Raw genomic sequence first — 18775 nt, forward strand, 5'->3', positions numbered from 1 at the left:
GTTATGAAAATTCAGATTCAACTACTCGTCCTCGCGCTTTTTATTTCTTTTAGCGGAACAGCCCAGTCACAGCTGGCAAAAAACCTGCAAGAAGGCAAAGATCAGACAGTGGTAGTATACGGAACCAGTTTATCGAGTGGCGGACATGGAAAAGCCTGGATGCAATCAGTTGCCGATTATTTTAATGGCCAATACGGAGATCACCTTAACTATTATCTCGCAGGAAAAGGCGGTATGTGGTCAACCTGGGGCGTTCAGCATTTAGAGGATAGCTTAATTGCCAAAAAGCCAGATGCGGTAATTATTGAATTTGGAATTAACGATGCATTCTACAAATACGAAACGTCTCCTGAATTGGCACAATTAAACCTTGAATACATGATAGACCGGATTCATCTGGCCTATCCAAATTGCGAAATTATTTTACAGGTTATGAATATGCCAATCCGCAAGTCTGCCGGTTATCGACCAAATCTGACAGCTTATTACAATATGTACAGAAAAGTAGCTAAAAAGCGAAAACTCTTACTGATTGACCACTACCCCAACTGGCAGAAAATTTTGGATAAAGGCGAAACAGAATTTCTGAAACATGTGCCCGATGGAATTCATCCAAACGATGCCAGCGGAAGAGAAATAATTGCGCCGTTTATTATAGAACAACTGGAAAATGCAAAATAACCAGTTAGTACTAAAACTCAAATTGAACAACCATGAAATTTCACAAAATATCAATTTTTATATTAAGCATTTTGCTGTTCTCATGCAGTAGTAAAACAAAGCAGAACGAATCTGAAACGGCAGACATAGAATTGCAAAGTGCTGATGTAATTATTTATGGAGGAACCTCTGCAGCTGTTACTGCAGCCGTTGAAGTGGTCCAATCTGGCAAATCAGTAATCGTGGTATCACCCGACACACACCTTGGCGGACTTTCTTCCGGCGGACTCGGTTTTACTGACACTGGTAATAAATCAACAATTGGCGGACTTTCCCGCGAATTTTATCATCGGGTTTGGCTGCACTACAATGATGATGTTGCCTGGATTTGGGAAAACCATTCGGAGTATGGAAACAAAGGACAAGGCACTGTTGCCATGGACGGAGCAAACCGTACCATGTGGATATTTGAACCACACGTTGCAGAACAGGTGTTTGAAGACTTCATTGCTGAAAACGAAATTACTGTGCTCAAAAACGAGTGGCTCGACCGCGAAAGTGGTGTAAAAATGGAAAACGGAAAAATCGTTTCAATAACTACACTTTCAGGTAAAGCATTTACAGGTAAAGTATTTATAGATGCAACATACGAGGGCGACCTTATGGCTGCGGCGGGAGTTTCCTATCATGTAGGCCGTGAGTCATGTTCTGAATATAACGAACAGTGGAATGGCGTTCAGGCGGGAGTGTTTCATCACGGTCATCATTTCAAAACCAAAATCGATCCGTATGTTGTTCCTGGCAATCCTTCCAGTGGCTTGCTACCAAAGATTTCTGCAGAAAAACCGGGACCAAACTGCAGTAGCGATAAAAAAGTTCAGGCCTACTGTTTCCGTTTGTGTATGAGTAACCATCCTGATAACAGGATTCCATTTCCAAAACCGGATAACTACGATCCTAAAGACTATGAATTACTTGCACGTGTTTTTCAATCGGGTTGGAAAGAGTGGTTTAATAAGTTTGATATGATTCCCAATAAAAAGACGGACACCAACAACCACGGACCGTTTAGTAGCGACAATATTGGCATGAACTACGATTATCCCGAAGCTTCGTATGAAAGAAGACAAGAGATAATAAAAGAGCACGAAGACTACCAGAAAGGATTACTGTATTTTGTTTCTACCGATTTACGGGTTCCTGCTGATATCAGGGATAAAATGAAAAATTGGGGTTTGGCAGCCGACGAGTTTGCGGACAATGGAAACTGGCCACATCAATTGTACATTAGAGAAGCCCGCAGAATGGTTGGCGAATACGTAACCACCGAAAATGATGTATTGGGCAAACGAGCTGTTCCAAGCCCTATTGGAATGGGTTCTTACACTATGGATTCGCACAACATTCAACGCTATGTTACCGCTGAAGGATATGTGCAAAATGAAGGCGATTTGGGAGTTCACCCGCATGATCCCTACCAAATCTCGTACGGATCAATCATTCCACAAAAAGAAGAATGCACAAACATGTTTGTTCCGGTTGCCGTTTCATCCAGCCACATAGCATATGGCTCAATACGAATGGAACCTGTATTCATGATTTTGGGTCAGTCGGCGGCTGCAGCAGCTTGTATATCTATCGACGAAGAAATCGACGTTCAAAGCGTACAATACGAGAAATTAAAAGAAATGCTGCTTTCAAAAGGACAGGTACTAAGTTCTGATGGATCAATTCAATAAACATACATTTGCATACTTGATCCGGGGTTGAGATCAACTCTGAGGTCAAGTACTAGCATTACATAGTCAATTTTAGTTTTTCAGAACAGTTCGGGTGCAATCTTTAAGATCATGCACCCGATCTTTTTATGTGTACTTTTTAGTTTTGGTCTTCCTCTTCAAGCTGGTGTAAAAGCCGTGCATATTTGCCGCCGTATTCCAGAAGTTGTTCGTGATTACCGTGTTCGATGATTTGTCCGTCTTCCAGCACCAAAATCATATCCGAATTTTTAATGGTACTTAGGCGGTGTGCCACTGCAATTACCGTTTTTTTGGAGAAAATATTGGCAATAGCTTTTTGTATGTACTGCTCGGTAATTGAATCAACCGCACTGGTAGCTTCATCAAGAATGATCAACTCGCTGTTTCCGGCAATGGCACGTGCAAACGAGATCAACTGTGCCTGTCCTTTCGAGAGGTTGTCGCCATTATCCTGAATAACAAAGTTGTAGCCTTCGGGCAACTGGTCGATAAAATAATTCGCATAAACAAACGATGCCGACTGTTCCACATCGCCTCGGGAAATAGATTTCCTTCCGAGCGAAATATTGAATTCAACCGTATCGTTAAACATGTAAATATCCTGCTGCATTATGGAAATCGTTTCGCGAATTTGCCCAATCGGGATCTCGGACAATTCGGTTCCGTTAATTTTTATGCTTCCGCGATAACCGGTGTAAGTTTTTGCCAATAAACGGATAATGGTAGATTTTCCCGATCCGGTTGTTCCAACCAAGGCCAGCCGATCGCCTTTTTGTAATTTAAACGACACATCTTTCAGCACGTCGGGAGTATCTTCGGAGTAACGGAAAAACACATTTTTGAACTCGATTTCCTGCAAAGCAATTGCCTCGGGAACTGTGTCTGACGATTCTGCTTTAGGATCTTCCACCTGCTGATCGAACATTTCGCTGATATGCTCAAGCGCCGACATGGCCCGCTGGATGGTTGAAATTTGCTGGGCAAACTGTTTTACCGGCACAAAAAGGCGCTCTAGGGTGGTTACAAAAACAATCAGGATTCCAAGCGTATAACCGTAATCCCAAATTTGCACAGCGCCGTACCAAATCACCAAAGCCGTGGCCACCGAAGTAATTCCTTCCACAATCGAATAAAGAAACGAATCGTAAACATTCGATTTGTTTTGAGCGTCGCAAAATTGTTTGTTCATGTCGTCGTACTTATTCAGCACTTTATCCTCAGCGGCAAAAAGCTGAACGGTTTTCATTCCGGTTAATGCCTCCTGCAAATAGGCGGCCGATTTTGCCAGACTCGTGCGTGATGTGTTGTATGCCTTTCTGATTTTTTTCCGTAGAAAATTTATTGCCAGAACAATTACCGGAACGACCAGTAACAACACCAGTGTAAGACGCCAGTTGATGTAAAAAAGATAGCCCACCAGCGCCAAGGTTTTTATACTGTCGGCCAGCAAACCAAGCACTCCGGCAGCAAACGAATCCGAAACAGCTTCCATGTCGCTCGTAAGGCGCGACAAGGTTACTCCAATAGGCTTTTTATCAAAATAACTCAACGGAAAACGCAGCGATTTGCCAAACAAGCGCCGGCGCAAATCAACCACTGCCAACCCTCCAGCTTTTGAAAAAGAGTAACTGTAAACACCGTCGAATAATATATTTAGGACCAATGCCGCAGCCAGAAAAAGACTTTGTCTGATCAGGCCGTCCACATTGCCCGGAACGATATAATTATCAACGATATCTTCAATCAACCAAAGAAATAGAATGCCTGTTCCGGTGGTAACCGGAATGGAAGCAAGACTCAGAAAGAACCATTTTTTGTGCGGTTTAAAATAGCCGGCAAACTTTCGGAACAGCTGCCAGTCGACATTTTTTATAATATTGTTTTTGCCTCTGTTCATTACTGCATTTCTTTTTTCGTTTCACCTTCCTGTTGCAGTTTTGCAATGTCGCGGTAGAAATCCGATCGTTTTAACAATTCCTCGTGATTTCCTATGGCCGCCATTTTACCATCTTCCAGCACAATAGTAAAATCGGTTTTCTCCAACACACTCACCCTGTTCGAAATCACAACCATACTTTTCACCGCATAGTTTTCCACAATTTGTTTGATCAGAAAACGCTCGGTATCTGTGTCGACAGCTGAAAACACATCGTCGAGAATCAATAATTCGCCCTGTGTATAAAGTGCCCTTGCCAGGCTAATTCGCTGTTTCTGTCCACCCGAAAGCATAATACCTTTTTCGCCCACCATAGTTTTCCCTTTTTTAGGGAAACGCAACAGTTCGTCGGCAAAAGCACTTTTGTAAATCACATCGTCAAAACGTTTCTCGTCAATCGCTTCGTTCGATGTTAACCCAATATTGTTTTCGATGGAATCGGAAAACAGAAAAACCTCCTGACTTACCGTATTTACCACCGACCGGATGTCTTCGCTTCGTATTGAATCGGCATCAATATCGCCATAAAAAATCTGTCCTGCTCCGGGTCGTAGGTAACCATTTAAACACTGAATCAAGGTGGTTTTTCCTGATCCAACTTTTCCGGTGATTCCAACTATCTGACCGGGTTTTATCGAAAATGATATGTCTTTCAAAACCGGTTTATCGCCGTTATGATAGGTGTAATTCAGATTTTCTACGCGAATTCCTTCTTTAAAAAGTCCTTCCTTTTTGGATTCGGGCAGCGATTTCCGTTCATCATCGGTTCCTTTTCGGTCCATAATGGTTTGAATACTGCTGATTCCCACAAATCCTTGCTGAAAAATTGTGAGTACCCAGCCCAGCCCCATAATCGGATGGGCTAGTAGCGCGGCGTAGGCAATGTATTCGGTTAACTCACCTATAGTGAATTTGCCGTTGATAACATACATGCCACCCACAAAAAAGATGATGATTTTTAAAATCTGCCCTAGATTACCAAGCAAGGGAATAACAAATGAGCGAATCCACGAAATTTTTAGCGAGGCCTCGTAATAAGAAATATTATCGGTCTCTACCTTATTTTCGGCATGCTCGTAAATATTATAGCTTTTTATCACACTGTTACCCGAAAGAAAAGAGATGATCTTTCCGGAAAGCATTTGCAAGGTATCCATTCTGGCGTGTGTGTTTTTAACCATCACCTTCATGCCATAACGAACAATAAAAAAAACCACCACCATTGGAACGATACAATACAACGTGAGCATCGGCGACAGCTTCCACATCATGTATGGCGTTAGCGACAAGGACAAGAGTATATTACCGATTTGCAAAATGCCAAACCCGGTAATCATTCGAACGCCGTTAATGTCGTTATTCACCCTCGAAATGATATTTCCGGTAGAGTTTTTATCGTAATAATCCTTTCCGAAAGAGGCCAGCTTTTGGAACATTTCGCCTTTTAACTGCCGTTCAATAAGGCGGGCCGGGAAAAAGATCAAAATCCGCGAAAGTGTTCTTACCAAAATCAGTCCGACAGCCAGAGCTACAATGATCAATACATTTTTATGAAACTCACTTTCATTTCCTGCGCGGCCGGAGGCTATCAGGTCAATGGTTTTCTGTATAAATCCGGGTATCGTAATCGAAGTCCAGACGGTGAGCACCAGAAAGAGAATTCCGCCTGTGTACCACCACCGGTATTGATGGGTGTATTTTAATAAGAATTTTAGTTTCGATAACATGATCCGGTATCCAGTTTTTGCCGTTTAAGCATCAATATATTTTTGCATTTGTTCGTTTTGCCAGTTGTACACCAGTTCGGGCAAGGTCTCTCTGCCTTCGTGGTAGCGTTTCAAAAGCTTTTCGGCCACCGTTATTCCGCTTTCGGTAATTTCGCGAACCGGAGCCAAAAACCGGCTTTCATCCTCCGAACACCTTACTTTCGCACGTCGGGTAAGTCCATCCGAAGCAATCCGGCAAATTTGTTTTGCTATGGTTCCCGCATGCAAATTACCACTTTCTGCATTAAGTGCTTTTACAGGCACCTGCGCACGAAGCTCCTGCATGCTGTCAACGTCCCATTTCGAAATTAGTTCATCGGCTTCTGCCAGACTATCACCGTCGTATAACAAGCCAACCCACAAAGCCGAAACTGCTGCAATATGCGACACACAACTGGCATCGGCACCTCTCATTTCAATAAATTGTTTGAGGCGTACATCGGGGAAAGTCGTTGAAACATGCGTCTCCCAATCTTCCTGCGTTGGTTTTAGCGGATGTTTACCCTCAAAAAATCCACGAAAGGTAAGGCCATTTGCCGAAATATATTCGCCATCGCGCAAAATGTAATACATCGGAACATCCAACAAGTAATCCACCCAGCGCTCAAAACCAAAGCCCTCATTAAAAATAAAGGGTAAAAACCCGCAGCGATCCGGATCGGTATGGTTCCAAATATGCGAACGATAAGTTAAATAGCCGTTCGGCTTTCCGGCTGAAAATGGTGAGTTAGCAAAAATAGCCGTAACAACAGCTTGCAGCGCCTGCGACACGCGCATCTTTTTCACCATGTCTCTTTCGCTGCCAAAATCGAGATTTACCTGCGTTGACGCAGTGTTTGTCATCATATGCAGCCCAAGCTCGCCTCTTGTGGGCATGTAATTGCGCATCCAACGGTAGCGTTCTTTGGGCACCCACGGCACATCGGCAACTTCCGACAACGGATCAACGCCCATCGGCAGACTAAAAAAATTGTAGTGCTGACTTATGGTGTTAAGTTCCTGAAAATGCTTTTTGGTTTCGCGGTACGTTTCGTGAATCGTGCTAAAATTATCGCCCGAAAGCTCAAATTGCCCACCGGGTTCCAGCGTAATTGATGCACCATTTTTCCGTAGACCGATTGCGATATTGTTTTCAAGAATTGGCTCCCAGCCGTCCTGTTGCATCTTGTTCAGGATCTTCAGAATTCCGCCGTCCTGATCAAAACAAAGGCGCCCGAAATCTTTTCTTCTAAATAAAAACTTTTCGTTTTCTGTACCGATTCCCCATCTTTCCGGCGGTTTGCTCCCCCGTCCAAAATAGTCGACCAGTTGTGATTTATGGTTTATTTCTACTCTTTTCTCTTTTTCTGTCATCTAATTGTTTTTTGCTTTCAGCTTTTACTTTGCATTTAAAATGCTGTCGAGAACATATTTTTCCACATGGCGGTTTTTCCCGATGTACGGGTAATCGTGCATCGACAACATTGCAGGAGCATTCAGCTCAACCACAATGTAATTATCATGCGAGGCTGGCTGCTCCATATCTTTGATTATAATATCGATTCCGGCAATTTTCAGGCCTGCCGATTTTGCCGCGTCGACGGCTACATTTTTGTAAAAATCCGGAATATCATCGGTTACATCAATGCTGTCGCCGCCGGTACTCAGGTTTGAATTTTTACGCAAGTACACCTTCTCCCCTTCTTTCAAAATCGTTTCCGTAGTCATCGACTGCGCATTCAAATGCCTGATCACTTCCTCATCAATATTTATTTTTAATAATGGGTGCGTGTAATCCGTTCCGCGCCCTTTATTCTTTTCATTTACCAATTCCTGAATGGAAGATTTCCCATCGCCTGAGACGTTTGCCGGTTCGCGCCAGGCAATGGCACGCACCACATAATCGATTACCAGAAAGCGGTATTCCTGCCCCGGACAAAATTCTTCAACAATTACTTTATCCGAAAATTTAAATGCATTGTTGATGGCGGCAATTTGCTCCTCGCGGCTTTGGATATTTGTACTTACTGCAATTCCATGATCGGTGTTAGCCGGTTTTACCACAGCGGGCAAAGGAATCGCATCCAGCACATCGGCTTTATAACCGGATTTCAGCAAAATGCCTTTTGCCTGGTGAATACCTTTTCGCTGAAGGAACTGCCTGGTCATCCATTTATCATCCGATATCCAAAAGGCAATCAAGCTGTTGGCATCCGAAATGGTTCCTTCGTGAATAATGTATTCTTTATTATTGTACTGCACCGAAATGAGGTTATTATCGGCATCAATAATCTCAAAATCCAGTTTGCGACGGAGAATTTCAGCAATAATAATCTGAGTGGTGGCTTCAAAATGCTCATAACCAGGTAGCGGTTTAAAATTATAGTTGCTTTTATCCATCATAACAAATTGCTTTTCGGGAAATATTCCAATGCGGCGAAACATCCCTCTTCGTAATAACATTTGAAATTAACACATTGTGTTTAGAATAGTTTTCGAAAGCACGAATTATTGCCTGTAATTTAAAGTTGGGTTGAAATGTGAAAGGAAATCCAATCCAGATCCGTTTGGTTATGCTTACTGGATAACAATTCACAAATTAATGTTATAAAAAAAGAGGCCTTATAGTAAGGCCTCTTAAATATTTTGTGCGATAATTTGCAGAAAGCTGCAACTTTCTAGTTAACCGCCGGAGTAACAGTAAATTTACGGAATTCCACCGGTCCGTGGTCACCCTGAATCTGAAATGGACCAGGTTCTCCTTCATTGCTATCCAACGAGCCACCTGTAATTCCTGGAATAGGACGGTTAGAAATAACTTCTATTCCATTAAGCAAAACGGTAACATGGCGCCCAACAAGTGTCACGTCATAAGTTTGCCATTCGCCCGGGGCATTAGCGGCATAAACCGCAGGTGCAATAAAACCGTAAATACCACCAATACTAACATCATCAGTTCTTCCTTTTGAATCTTCGATCTGAAGTTCGTGACGGCCGCGAAGATAAATTCCACTGTTACTTCCTGCCGGATAACGGAACTCAACATGGAGTTTGAAATCGTCAAATTTATGGATACTAATCAGGTTACCACCCGATTCGGTATTCACCATTACACCGTCAATCATCTGGAACTTGCTGTTCTGTGGAATAACCCATTTTTCCATGTTATTGGTTATCATCTCAATAGGATTTCCCCAAATCGGTGGTTCTGTTCTTTCCAGCGAAGGAGCACGAACACCTGTCCATTCCAGTTTATTACCATCAAGCATTTGATAACCTGTCAGTTTATCATCTTTCAATGAAAACTCAAAATACAGATCATCAATATCCATCCATTGCGGTGGAATGGTAAAATGATATTTATCCGTAGCTTCATCGTAAACCACTTCCGAAATTGGTCGGGCACTTCCCTCATAACCAACGTAGTATCCGGTTAGCGTAGAGAAACCTGATAATTTAACCATAAGCCACCCTGGGAAACCGTTGGAAGTCATTAATCCATGGCGGAAAAGACCTAGATTCTCGATCTGCTTTTCAGTCATATTTATCGTAAGATCCCACTTGCCAATTAATGGCGAGTCGCTTTCAACACGCTGTGCCTGTGCCGGCACAATAGCCGTAAATGCAATTGCAATTAATAAAATAATAGGTTTTAGTTTGTTCATTGTTATTTATTTTGATGATTAAACTTGATCATCTTGTTTCTAATAAACACAAAACTACTTAAAAACAGTGTTCGTTAAAAAACAAATAGGAAAATTATCTCTCCAAAATAGCGGGAACACTCTTATTCAACTATTTATGCAGATACGCATTGGCAACAGGAAGAAGTTGTTCCCAGATTTGCAGAAACAGGTTATCAGTTTCTCAACAGGCTATATACATTTTCAATTCAACAAATAGATATAAATGACTGTTTTCTACCTATATTTCATACAATTTTTTTATTCGTGCCAATTAAAAACTAAATTGGAAGGAAATACCTGCATGACTAATTAAGATAAGATATGACTGTTGTTTTAAATATCGGAATTGTACTCTCATTCTTTTTGGGTATTCTCCTATTTTCGAAAAAAGACAAAGTGCTTACCGACAACATACTATCGTTGTGGCTGGTCGTTATCGGAATTCATCTTACCGGGTATTTTCTAAATTATAAGGGATACTGGGATTTATATCCTCACCTGATTGGAATTACCGCGCCTTTCCCGCTTTTATACGGCCCTTTTTTGTACCTCTATGTTCGGTATTCGTTAAAGAGTAAAAAGCACATACAAAAAAGAGATTATATCCATTTTGCCCCGGCACTGGTTTCTTACTTGCTAATGATGCCCTTCTATTTTACATACACCGCCGACGAAAAAGTTCAGGTTGACAAAGGCCTGATTGACGATTACGGCCTTTTTTCAACAATTCTTCTCCTATCCTTCATTATATCAGGAATCGCCTATGCAATTTTAGCCTACAGAATGTTGCTGAAAAGACATAAAATTGTTGAGGACAATTACTCGTACAGTAACCGCATCGATATGAATTGGCTGCGTTTTGCCATTCTTGGAATTGGCTCTGTGTTTATAACGGCTGCTGCAGTTACTATTATGCGCGAAATGCTGGGCCTTCAGTTTCCGTTTAACGCCGACATTTTATTTTATTCAATTATCGTAGCATTTGTGGTATTTATCGGATATTCGGGAATTCGCCAACAGGATCTTTTTACCAATACTGTGAAAAATGAAATTGACTTGCTGAGAACGGAAAGCGAATACAAAAGATCGGGATTAAAACAGGAATTAGCTATCCAGAAACACAGTGAATTGCTGGAATTAATGCAAAAAGAAAAACCCTATTTAAATCCCAAATTAACTTTAAGCGAACTGGCGAACACTTTATCATTGTCTTCGAATCATCTGTCGCAAATCATTAACCAATATGAGCAGGTAAACTTTCACGATTTTGTAAATAAATACCGTGTTGAAGAATTTATTCAGCGGGTTCAATCCAATAAAAATTTTAGTCTGCTGGCACATGCGCTCGATTCGGGGTTTAATTCAAAATCGTCGTTTAACAATGTTTTCAGGAAACACAAATCAGTCACTCCTTCGCAATACATTTCAGAATTAAAGTCCTGAATCACATTTTTCAGTCTAAAAATTACATTTTAGCAGAAACCAGCCAAAACACTCATTCACAACCTATTTAGGGTACACTCCTGTATGTTTGTACCTCAAAAAAGTTCAGCCTTTCACGTTTGGGCGATGCGCCTTTGTTTTTGATAAATCTTTGCGTCAGAAACAATTTTAAAACGCGAAATTATGAACACCAGGATTTACAACAAAACAGCTTTATTTTATGGTCTGGCAACACTAATTCCATGGATATTATGGTTCATGGCAGGCCATATAAGTCACATCGAAAACAATGGTTCAACACCACAGTCATTGGCCAGCATTATTGCATTTTTGGGTTTACTGGCTCCGATTGTTACTACGCTCATTATGGCCAGCCACAATAAAAAGCTGGCACACGATTTAAGCCGAAGGATTTTTAATTTTAAAAGAATCCGTTCAACCTACATCGTTCTTACAATCGTATTAATGCCATTTAGCATTTTACTTGCACAGGCTGTATCGCTTTTATTTGGTTACAGTATTGACCAGTTTCTATTTGCAAAATCTTTTTCGTTTACATCTGGCGTTTTCCCTGTATGGGTGATGCTGATTGTTGCACCGCTACTGGAAGAATTGGCCTGGCATTCGTATGGGACTGATTCTTTGCGGGTTCGTTTCAATCTATTTACAACATCATTATTATTCGCTTTATTCTGGGGAATATGGCATGTACCACTCAGTGGCATTAAAGATTATTACCACAGTAATCTGGTTGAGGCAGGTTGGATTTATTCGCTCAATTTTATAGTAAGTCTTTTCCCCTTTGTACTTATTATGAACTGGATTTACTACAAAGCCAACAGAAATATCATTTTGCCCATCATATTTCACATCGCAGCCGGTTTCTTTAACGAAATATTTGCCACCCACCCGATGAGTAAGGTCATTCAAACGGCATTATTAATAATGTTTGCACTTTATATTGTAGCAAACGACAAATCTTTTTTCTTCTCAAAAGAAATAAGAACAGCAAGTCAAAAAAACAGAACAATTTGGTTAAACAGGACTTCGAAATTGATCGTCGCCTTTATGTTTCTGGGATTGCTTTTAGTTGGATCAACCGGCCGTTTGTCGGCACAGAATCTTACGCAAACCATTAATGGGGAAGTGTTTGATGACATCACAAACGAATCGTTGCCTTTTGCAAGCATTGTAGTTAATGGAAGCGAACCGTTAATCGGCACTGTTTCAGATACAGAAGGTAACTTCATTCTGGAAAACGTTCCGGTTGGGCGCCAAACCATAAGTATTTCAATGGTTGGTTACGACACCTATGAGATGAAGGAGTTATTGGTGAGTTCGGGGCAGGAGATTAACCTGAATATCGGGATGCAACAAAGCAATGCTGAACTTGATGAAGTTGTGGTTCGGGTGAACAAATCAACACCACTAAACAGCATGGCAACTTTAAGCAGCCGACAGTTTACAGTGGAAGAAACGCAGCGATATGCAGGAGGATTGGATGATCCGGCGCGTTTGGCAGCTTCGTTTGCCGGTGTGGTGAATCCTTCCATCAGCGATAATGGTATTTCGGTTCGCGGAAACAACCCTGATGGTTTATTGTGGCGCATCGACGGCGTGGAGGTACCGAATCCGAACCACTTTGCCAACCTTACCATTGCCGGCGGGGGGTTAATGTCGGCCATTAGTAACCAAATGATGGCAAACAGCGATTTTTACACCGGTGCTTTTCCGGCTGAATACGGAAATGCCTCATCGGGTGTTTTCGATATAAAACTACGCGAAGGAAACCGCAACAAACGGCAATATGCTTTCGAAGCCGGAATTTTAGGTGTTGGCGCAATGGCACAAGGGCCGTTCAAAAAAGGTTCAGATGCTACTTATATTGTCAATTACCGCAATTCAACCATGGCACTTTTAGCCCCGCTTTTACCCAATGATGCAGGAGTTTTACGGTACCAGGATCTGTCGTTTAAAACCAACTTCCCAACTAAAAAGAGCGGAACTTTTACGCTTTGGGGAATTGGAACAATCGATGACGTTAATATGGACGCTGCTGATAGTATTGATTGGGAATCAGACTTTGATCGCGACAACTCTGAAACATCAATTTATATGTTTGCAACAGCCCTTTCGCATAAAATAAACTTGCCCGGCAATGCATTTCTGAAAACGGCTGTATCGTATTCGGGAAGCGGATTAGAGTTTGAAGAGGAGCGTTTGGACTTTAACCTGCAGCCTCATCCGCAATCGAAAGCCCAAAACACCACCAGTCAAATTACGGTTCAAAGCGATTTAACCAAACGATTTAACGAAACACACAGCAATAAAACCGGCGTTCGGTACAGTCATCTTTCTTTTGATATTGATGTGGCAGAATCGCTTGCCGAAGGAGAAACTCCTACCCAGATTGCTAACCAAACCGGCAGCACCGATTTTGTTCAGTTCTATACGCAATCGAAAATTAACCTGTCTCAAAGCCTTGTTCTGAATGCCGGTGTTAACGCCCAATACCTACTACTCAATGATAATTTTTCGATTGAACCACGAATTGGATTAAAATACAACATCAACAAAAAACACAGCTTCGGAATGGCTTATGGATTACACAGCCGCCTAGAGCAATTGCCCGTATATTTTGTTTTGCAAAATGGTAACACAGCAAATAAGGATCTCGACTTTATGAAATCTGCCCATTATGTATTTTCTTACCAGGCAAAACTCTCCGACAACCTTCATCTACGAATTGAACCCTACTACCAGCAATTAAACAATGTTCCGGTAAGCCCCAACGGTTATATTTCAACCTTGAATAATAACAACACACTTTTCTTTAACGAAGTGCTGGTTAGCAAAGGAAAAGGACGAAATGTAGGAATTGATTTTACACTTGAGAAATTTTTAAGCCTCGGATACTACTACATGCTAACCGCTTCGGTTTTCGATTCGAAATACACAGCAGCCGATGGTATTGAACGAAACACCCGTTTTAACCGAAATTACGTTTTTAACCTGATGGCCGGAAAAGAATGGCAAACCGCTAAAAACAACATTTTCAGTGCCAACATGAGGCTAAATTACCTGGGAGGAAACCGCATTGAACCAATTGATTTGGATGCCTCGCTGCAGCAACACGATGTGATTTATGGTGAAACAAACAGGAACATTGCTTTTAGCAAAAAACATGATGATTTGCCGGTTGTATCGTTTACCCTTTCGTATCGAAAAAATAAAGCAAAATACTCATCCGTATGGTCCTTGCAGGTGCTCAATGCCAATGGCAGCGAAGAATATTCAAACGATTTCTACAACCTGAAAACAAACCAGATTGATACAAAATATGATGGACTTGTTATTCCAAATCTTAGTTATAAGATTGAGTTTTAAGTATAAACATTTTTCTTACGATACAAAAGGTCGTCAATTTTGGCGACCTTCAAATTTGTCCTTCTTATCACTGAATCAAATTTTCGAAACACGATAATGCAAAACCTTTACAATTAAAAGAAGTGTCATATTTTGAAATTTATCTTGTTCGTAATCGATTTGTCGATTCATATTGCAAATTGAAATTCTCAACCAGATTATAGCTATCTGAAATTTGAGGGCTGTCAGATTTGAAACCTCTCTGTTTAAAGCGATCGATCCATTCTTCATTAGTAATTAAATATTACTATTTTCGTTTAAATACTATTTTTATTCAATGGAATTAAACTTCTTAAATATCGCCTCACTGTTTTACATTTTTGCATCGCTAATTTTAATTGTATTTCTGCTTTCTTCAGATACAAGAGGCCGACTTAGTAATATTATGCTTTCTTTATACCTGTTGCTTACCATTCAGGATAATGGTTCGCAGTTTACGAGCATATATATTTACGAGCAGTGGCCAATCATTGGCATGCTAATCAGTCAAACAACTTTTCTAATTATTCCCTCTCTCTATTTATTTGTAAAATCATCGGTTTACAGTGACTTTAGATTAAGATACAGTTCCTTGCTGCATGCGGGGCCGATGATAATTTTTAATTTATTGCTCATTCCCGTTTACTACAAACCATTGATTGACAATCCAGAACAGAACTGGGTCGATCTTGTATCAACCGCGTATTTTGTAAAACTGATATATATATCGATACATACCCAGATTTTTGTTTATTATATTTTTATTTTCAGAATGTTATTGAAATATCGAAACATCCTTCTCGAGAATTATGCAAGTCCAAAACTTGATAACTACAAATGGTTGTTTCAATTCATTTCCATTCTATTTTTTGCTGAATTAATCGCCACCGTTAAAAATATTTATCGGTTTGGAGATAATGAATTTCTGTATTCCGTATTTGTTGTTATCGTAAATATTCTGGTTGTAATTATCATTTTTTGGCTGGTAATAAAAGCATTAAAAAAACCTGAATTATTTATTGGTGTAAATGCGAATACGATACCGGTAAATCAAATGATTAAGGAAATTGAAGAAAATACGGACGACAATTTTGATGAGGAACTCTCAGGCTATAAAGAGATTATTAAAAAACTTGAAAACCATATGAAGGTAAATGAACCTTTTATGGATTCCTCATTAAGTGTTTACGATTTGGCAAAACAGATAAATGTTCCATCCAGAGACTTATCCATTGCAATAAACCATATCGTGAAAAAGCATTTTTTCGATTATGTAAATGAATACCGGATAAAAAAAGCGATGGAAATTTTCAAAAATACCAACGATGAAAAGCTGACCGTGCTTGAAGTTTTGTACGAAGTTGGTTTTAATTCCAAATCATCGTTTAATACCGCCTTTAAAAAATTCACCGGAACAACACCTTCCGAATTCAAGAAAAAGGCCTCGAATTCAGCTGCTTAACAAAAAGTCGAACTAATCTTGAATAATAGTCGAACCAATTCCCTTCTCTAAAAAACGTTTGACTTTACGCAATCGGTCGCACAGGTCTGGTGACTTCCGCAATTTTGTTTTCATAAATCGCAACACAATTAAAAAATCATAGTTATGAAAACAATTAAACGTTCAGCACACAGATTCAGAAAAAAAGACACAAGTTTATTTAACCTTCTTTTTTTAGCGATCATGTTTATACTATTTGCGAATAGCAATGTGAATGCAGAAGGATTGGAAATTAAGAAGGGAACATTATCAGGAACCATTACTGAAAGTGGGACAAATGCTCCCCTGCAATATGCACAGATTGCAATTTTTAACACGACAGATTCTTCTCTTGTAAACGGTACCATTACAAACGAAGAAGGGAATTTCAAAATTGAAAAAATACCTTTTGGACAATATTATCTGGTTGCTGAATATATTGGATACGAAAAAGAAGTTCAAAACGATATTATTATCGATAACGAAAGAAATACGATTGAACTAAACAATATCCGCTTGGCAGAAAAGAATACCGAAATTGATGAGGTAAATGTTGTTGGTCAAAAGAGCAATATGAATATCAGAGCGGACAAGAAAGTAGTGAATGTGGATAAAAATTTATCGGCAACTGGCGGAACAGCCATCGATGCACTCAAAGTATCTCCTTCAATAACCGTCGATCAGGAAGGCAAAGTTTTACTGCGTGGTAGTACAAGTTTTAAAGTACTTATTGATGGTAAGCCAACTGCCTTAAAGCCAAATGAGGCCCTTAAACAAATTCCGGCCGGTAGAATCGACAACATTGAAATTATTACTAATCCTTCAGCAAAATACGATTCGGAAGGCACCGCCGGAATCATCAACATTATTACAAAAAAAGGAATGGGTGCAGGCACCAGTGGACAAATTAATGCAGCAATTGGAACTGGTGATAAGTACAACGCCGATTTGAATTTAAATTATACAAGCGATAAATTAAGCTTTACGGTTGGCGCCAAATGGAAAGACAACAAGCAGTTTTATGACATGGATGAGATTCTTGAAACAATAAAAGATGGCAAAAAACGCAGGAACGATGTTGTTTTCTACCGGCAACAAACTGACAAAGATTTTGGAGGAAACATTACATTGGATTATAATTTCAATTCGAAAAACAACTTGTCGTATTCAGCCGAACTGGGTTACGCCGATTTATATATCAATGCTAATTTTAAATACGATGAAACCATTGAAAATCAAACCGGACATACTTATGTTTATGAAGATTTAGGGGGAGCATATTTAGCCGATTATTTTACAAACAACTTAGCACACACATACAATTTTATCGATAATTGTAATTGGACAAATTCTGTTTTTTATTCGAAAATAAATTATTTTATGGATAATAAACAGGACAGATATTACACCGATTCTGACTTTGATTACAATGTAACAACACCTTACTATTCCATGCGTTACGAGAACGACAATTTTAGTACAGAAATAAGGGCAAAAACAGATTACACAAAAACGTTAGAAAACAGTTCGAAATTAGAGTTGGGTGGACAGTACCATAAATACCACCGCTATTTGGACCTGCAGGCAGAAAATTTTGATTTTGATTCTAATAATTGGCAACCTGACCCAATATTCACCAATGAATTTGATTTCAACGAACAAATTTCCTCTGCTTATGCAAATTTGAGTGGCGAAAAAAATGGATTTTCGTACAATTTGGGATTACGTATAGAATATACCAACCGCCTGATTGAAAGCTTCACAATTAATAAAAAATACGAATACAAAAAACTAAACTATTTTCCTACGCTATCCATCTCAAAAGCTCTTGGCGAAACCAAACAGCTGGCTTTCAATTATTCGCGGAGAATCGATCGCCCCGATGAATTTTTCCTGAATCCTTTCCCGGATGTAAGTAATGAATTTCAGGAAGCATACGGAAATCCATTGTTGCGCCCTAATATAACCGACTCTTACGAATTCAGTTTTCAAAAGCACTTTGAGAAAGGTATGTTTAGCTCACAAGCTTATTGGCGTGCTACAAACGATGCTTACACACAGGTAATTGGGACAGATAAAGATGGAATTATGATATTAACTTTTGACAATATTTCGGATGACAAAGAATTCGGGATTGAAAATATGTTGAATCTGCAAGCCCTAAAATGGTGGAGTTTGAATGCCAGCCTTAATTTTTTTGGACAAAATTCAAAAGGGAGAATGAACGAAGAAGCTTTTGACAGAAGTGCTTTTACTTTCGACACCCGATTAATAAACTCATTTACTATTGGAGAAAAAACCTCGGCGCAGTTAATGGCCTTTTACTTTCACGACCGGCTTGGAAATTCGATTGGAAATGTGGAAGGATTTTACTGGATCGATGCATCGGTGCAACACAATTTTTTAAACGACCGTTTATCCGTAACTCTGCAGGCAAAAGACATTTTTAATACCAACCAGTTAAAATTTGATATTAATCGTTCGGACTACCGTTTTTACGTTCACCAAAAACCTGAATATCCTACAATTATGCTCAACCTAAGTTATAAATTCAATAACTACAAAGACAACATTAAAAAAGTAAAAACAAAACTGAAGATTGGATAACCCTGATATTTTAAACTTTCTCTATCGTGTTGGAAGCTTTAGGTTTTGATGAA

Annotated in this window: 11 protein-coding genes; 6 read left to right on the top strand and 5 right to left on the bottom strand. The window is 39.9% G+C overall.

Going from position 1 to position 18775, the window contains the following annotated elements:
• The first annotated feature begins 3 nt into the window (after nucleotides 1-3).
• Both G4420_RS02260 and G4420_RS02265 read left to right on the top strand, forming a co-directional pair.
• A complete protein-coding gene (locus tag G4420_RS02260) occupies nucleotides 4-681 on the top strand; it encodes an SGNH/GDSL hydrolase family protein (protein WP_163321976.1) in 678 nt (225 codons plus the stop codon).
• A gap of 32 nt (nucleotides 682-713) precedes the next feature.
• The gene (locus tag G4420_RS02265) at nucleotides 714-2399 is read left to right on the top strand and encodes an FAD-dependent oxidoreductase (protein ID WP_163321977.1); all 1686 of its coding nucleotides are present in this window, start codon (nucleotides 714-716) and stop codon (nucleotides 2397-2399) included.
• Between the two features lie 139 nt (nucleotides 2400-2538).
• Here G4420_RS02265 and G4420_RS02270 read toward each other — a convergent pair whose 3' ends face one another.
• The 5 genes from G4420_RS02270 to G4420_RS02290 all read right to left on the bottom strand — a co-directional run bounded on the left by G4420_RS02270 (nucleotide 2539) and on the right by G4420_RS02290 (nucleotide 9766).
• Complete coding sequence (locus G4420_RS02270) at nucleotides 2539-4317, bottom strand: ABC transporter ATP-binding protein (protein WP_163321978.1); 1779 nt, start codon at nucleotides 4315-4317, stop codon at nucleotides 2539-2541.
• Complete coding sequence (locus G4420_RS02275; RefSeq protein ID WP_163321979.1) at nucleotides 4317-6083, bottom strand: ABC transporter ATP-binding protein; 1767 nt, start codon at nucleotides 6081-6083, stop codon at nucleotides 4317-4319. The genes G4420_RS02270 and G4420_RS02275 overlap by 1 nt, the downstream gene beginning before the upstream one ends.
• A 24-nt stretch (nucleotides 6084-6107) precedes the next feature.
• Entirely contained in the window at nucleotides 6108-7475 is a 1368-nt protein-coding gene (locus G4420_RS02280) for a glutamate--cysteine ligase (RefSeq protein WP_163321980.1), read from the bottom strand.
• Between the two features lie 24 nt (nucleotides 7476-7499).
• The gene (locus tag G4420_RS02285; protein WP_163321981.1) at nucleotides 7500-8504 is read right to left on the bottom strand and encodes a glutamate ligase; all 1005 of its coding nucleotides are present in this window, start codon (nucleotides 8502-8504) and stop codon (nucleotides 7500-7502) included.
• A 275-nt stretch (nucleotides 8505-8779) separates the two neighbouring features.
• The gene (locus G4420_RS02290; RefSeq protein WP_163321982.1) at nucleotides 8780-9766 is read right to left on the bottom strand and encodes a 3-keto-disaccharide hydrolase; all 987 of its coding nucleotides are present in this window, start codon (nucleotides 9764-9766) and stop codon (nucleotides 8780-8782) included.
• A 342-nt stretch (nucleotides 9767-10108) separates the two neighbouring features.
• Between G4420_RS02290 and G4420_RS02295 the strand changes: the two genes are divergently transcribed.
• From G4420_RS02295 to G4420_RS02310, 4 genes are all read left to right on the top strand, one after another.
• Nucleotides 10109-11230 (top strand): helix-turn-helix domain-containing protein, encoded by a 1122-nt coding sequence (locus tag G4420_RS02295; protein WP_163321983.1) that lies wholly within the window; start codon nucleotides 10109-10111, stop codon nucleotides 11228-11230.
• 183 nt (nucleotides 11231-11413) lie between these two features.
• Nucleotides 11414-14617 (top strand): carboxypeptidase-like regulatory domain-containing protein, encoded by a 3204-nt coding sequence (locus G4420_RS02300; RefSeq protein ID WP_163321984.1) that lies wholly within the window; start codon nucleotides 11414-11416, stop codon nucleotides 14615-14617.
• Nucleotides 14618-14933: 316 nt separating this feature from the next.
• Nucleotides 14934-16097, top strand: coding sequence for a helix-turn-helix domain-containing protein (locus tag G4420_RS02305; protein ID WP_163321985.1), 1164 nt, complete (start codon nucleotides 14934-14936; stop codon nucleotides 16095-16097).
• Between the two features lie 144 nt (nucleotides 16098-16241).
• The gene (locus G4420_RS02310; RefSeq protein WP_163321986.1) at nucleotides 16242-18722 is read left to right on the top strand and encodes an outer membrane beta-barrel protein; all 2481 of its coding nucleotides are present in this window, start codon (nucleotides 16242-16244) and stop codon (nucleotides 18720-18722) included.
• Nucleotides 18723-18775 lie beyond the last annotated feature (53 nt).

The sequence above is a fragment of the Draconibacterium mangrovi genome, assembly GCF_010586825.1.
In the GTDB taxonomy this organism is placed as follows: domain Bacteria; phylum Bacteroidota; class Bacteroidia; order Bacteroidales; family Prolixibacteraceae; genus Draconibacterium; species Draconibacterium mangrovi.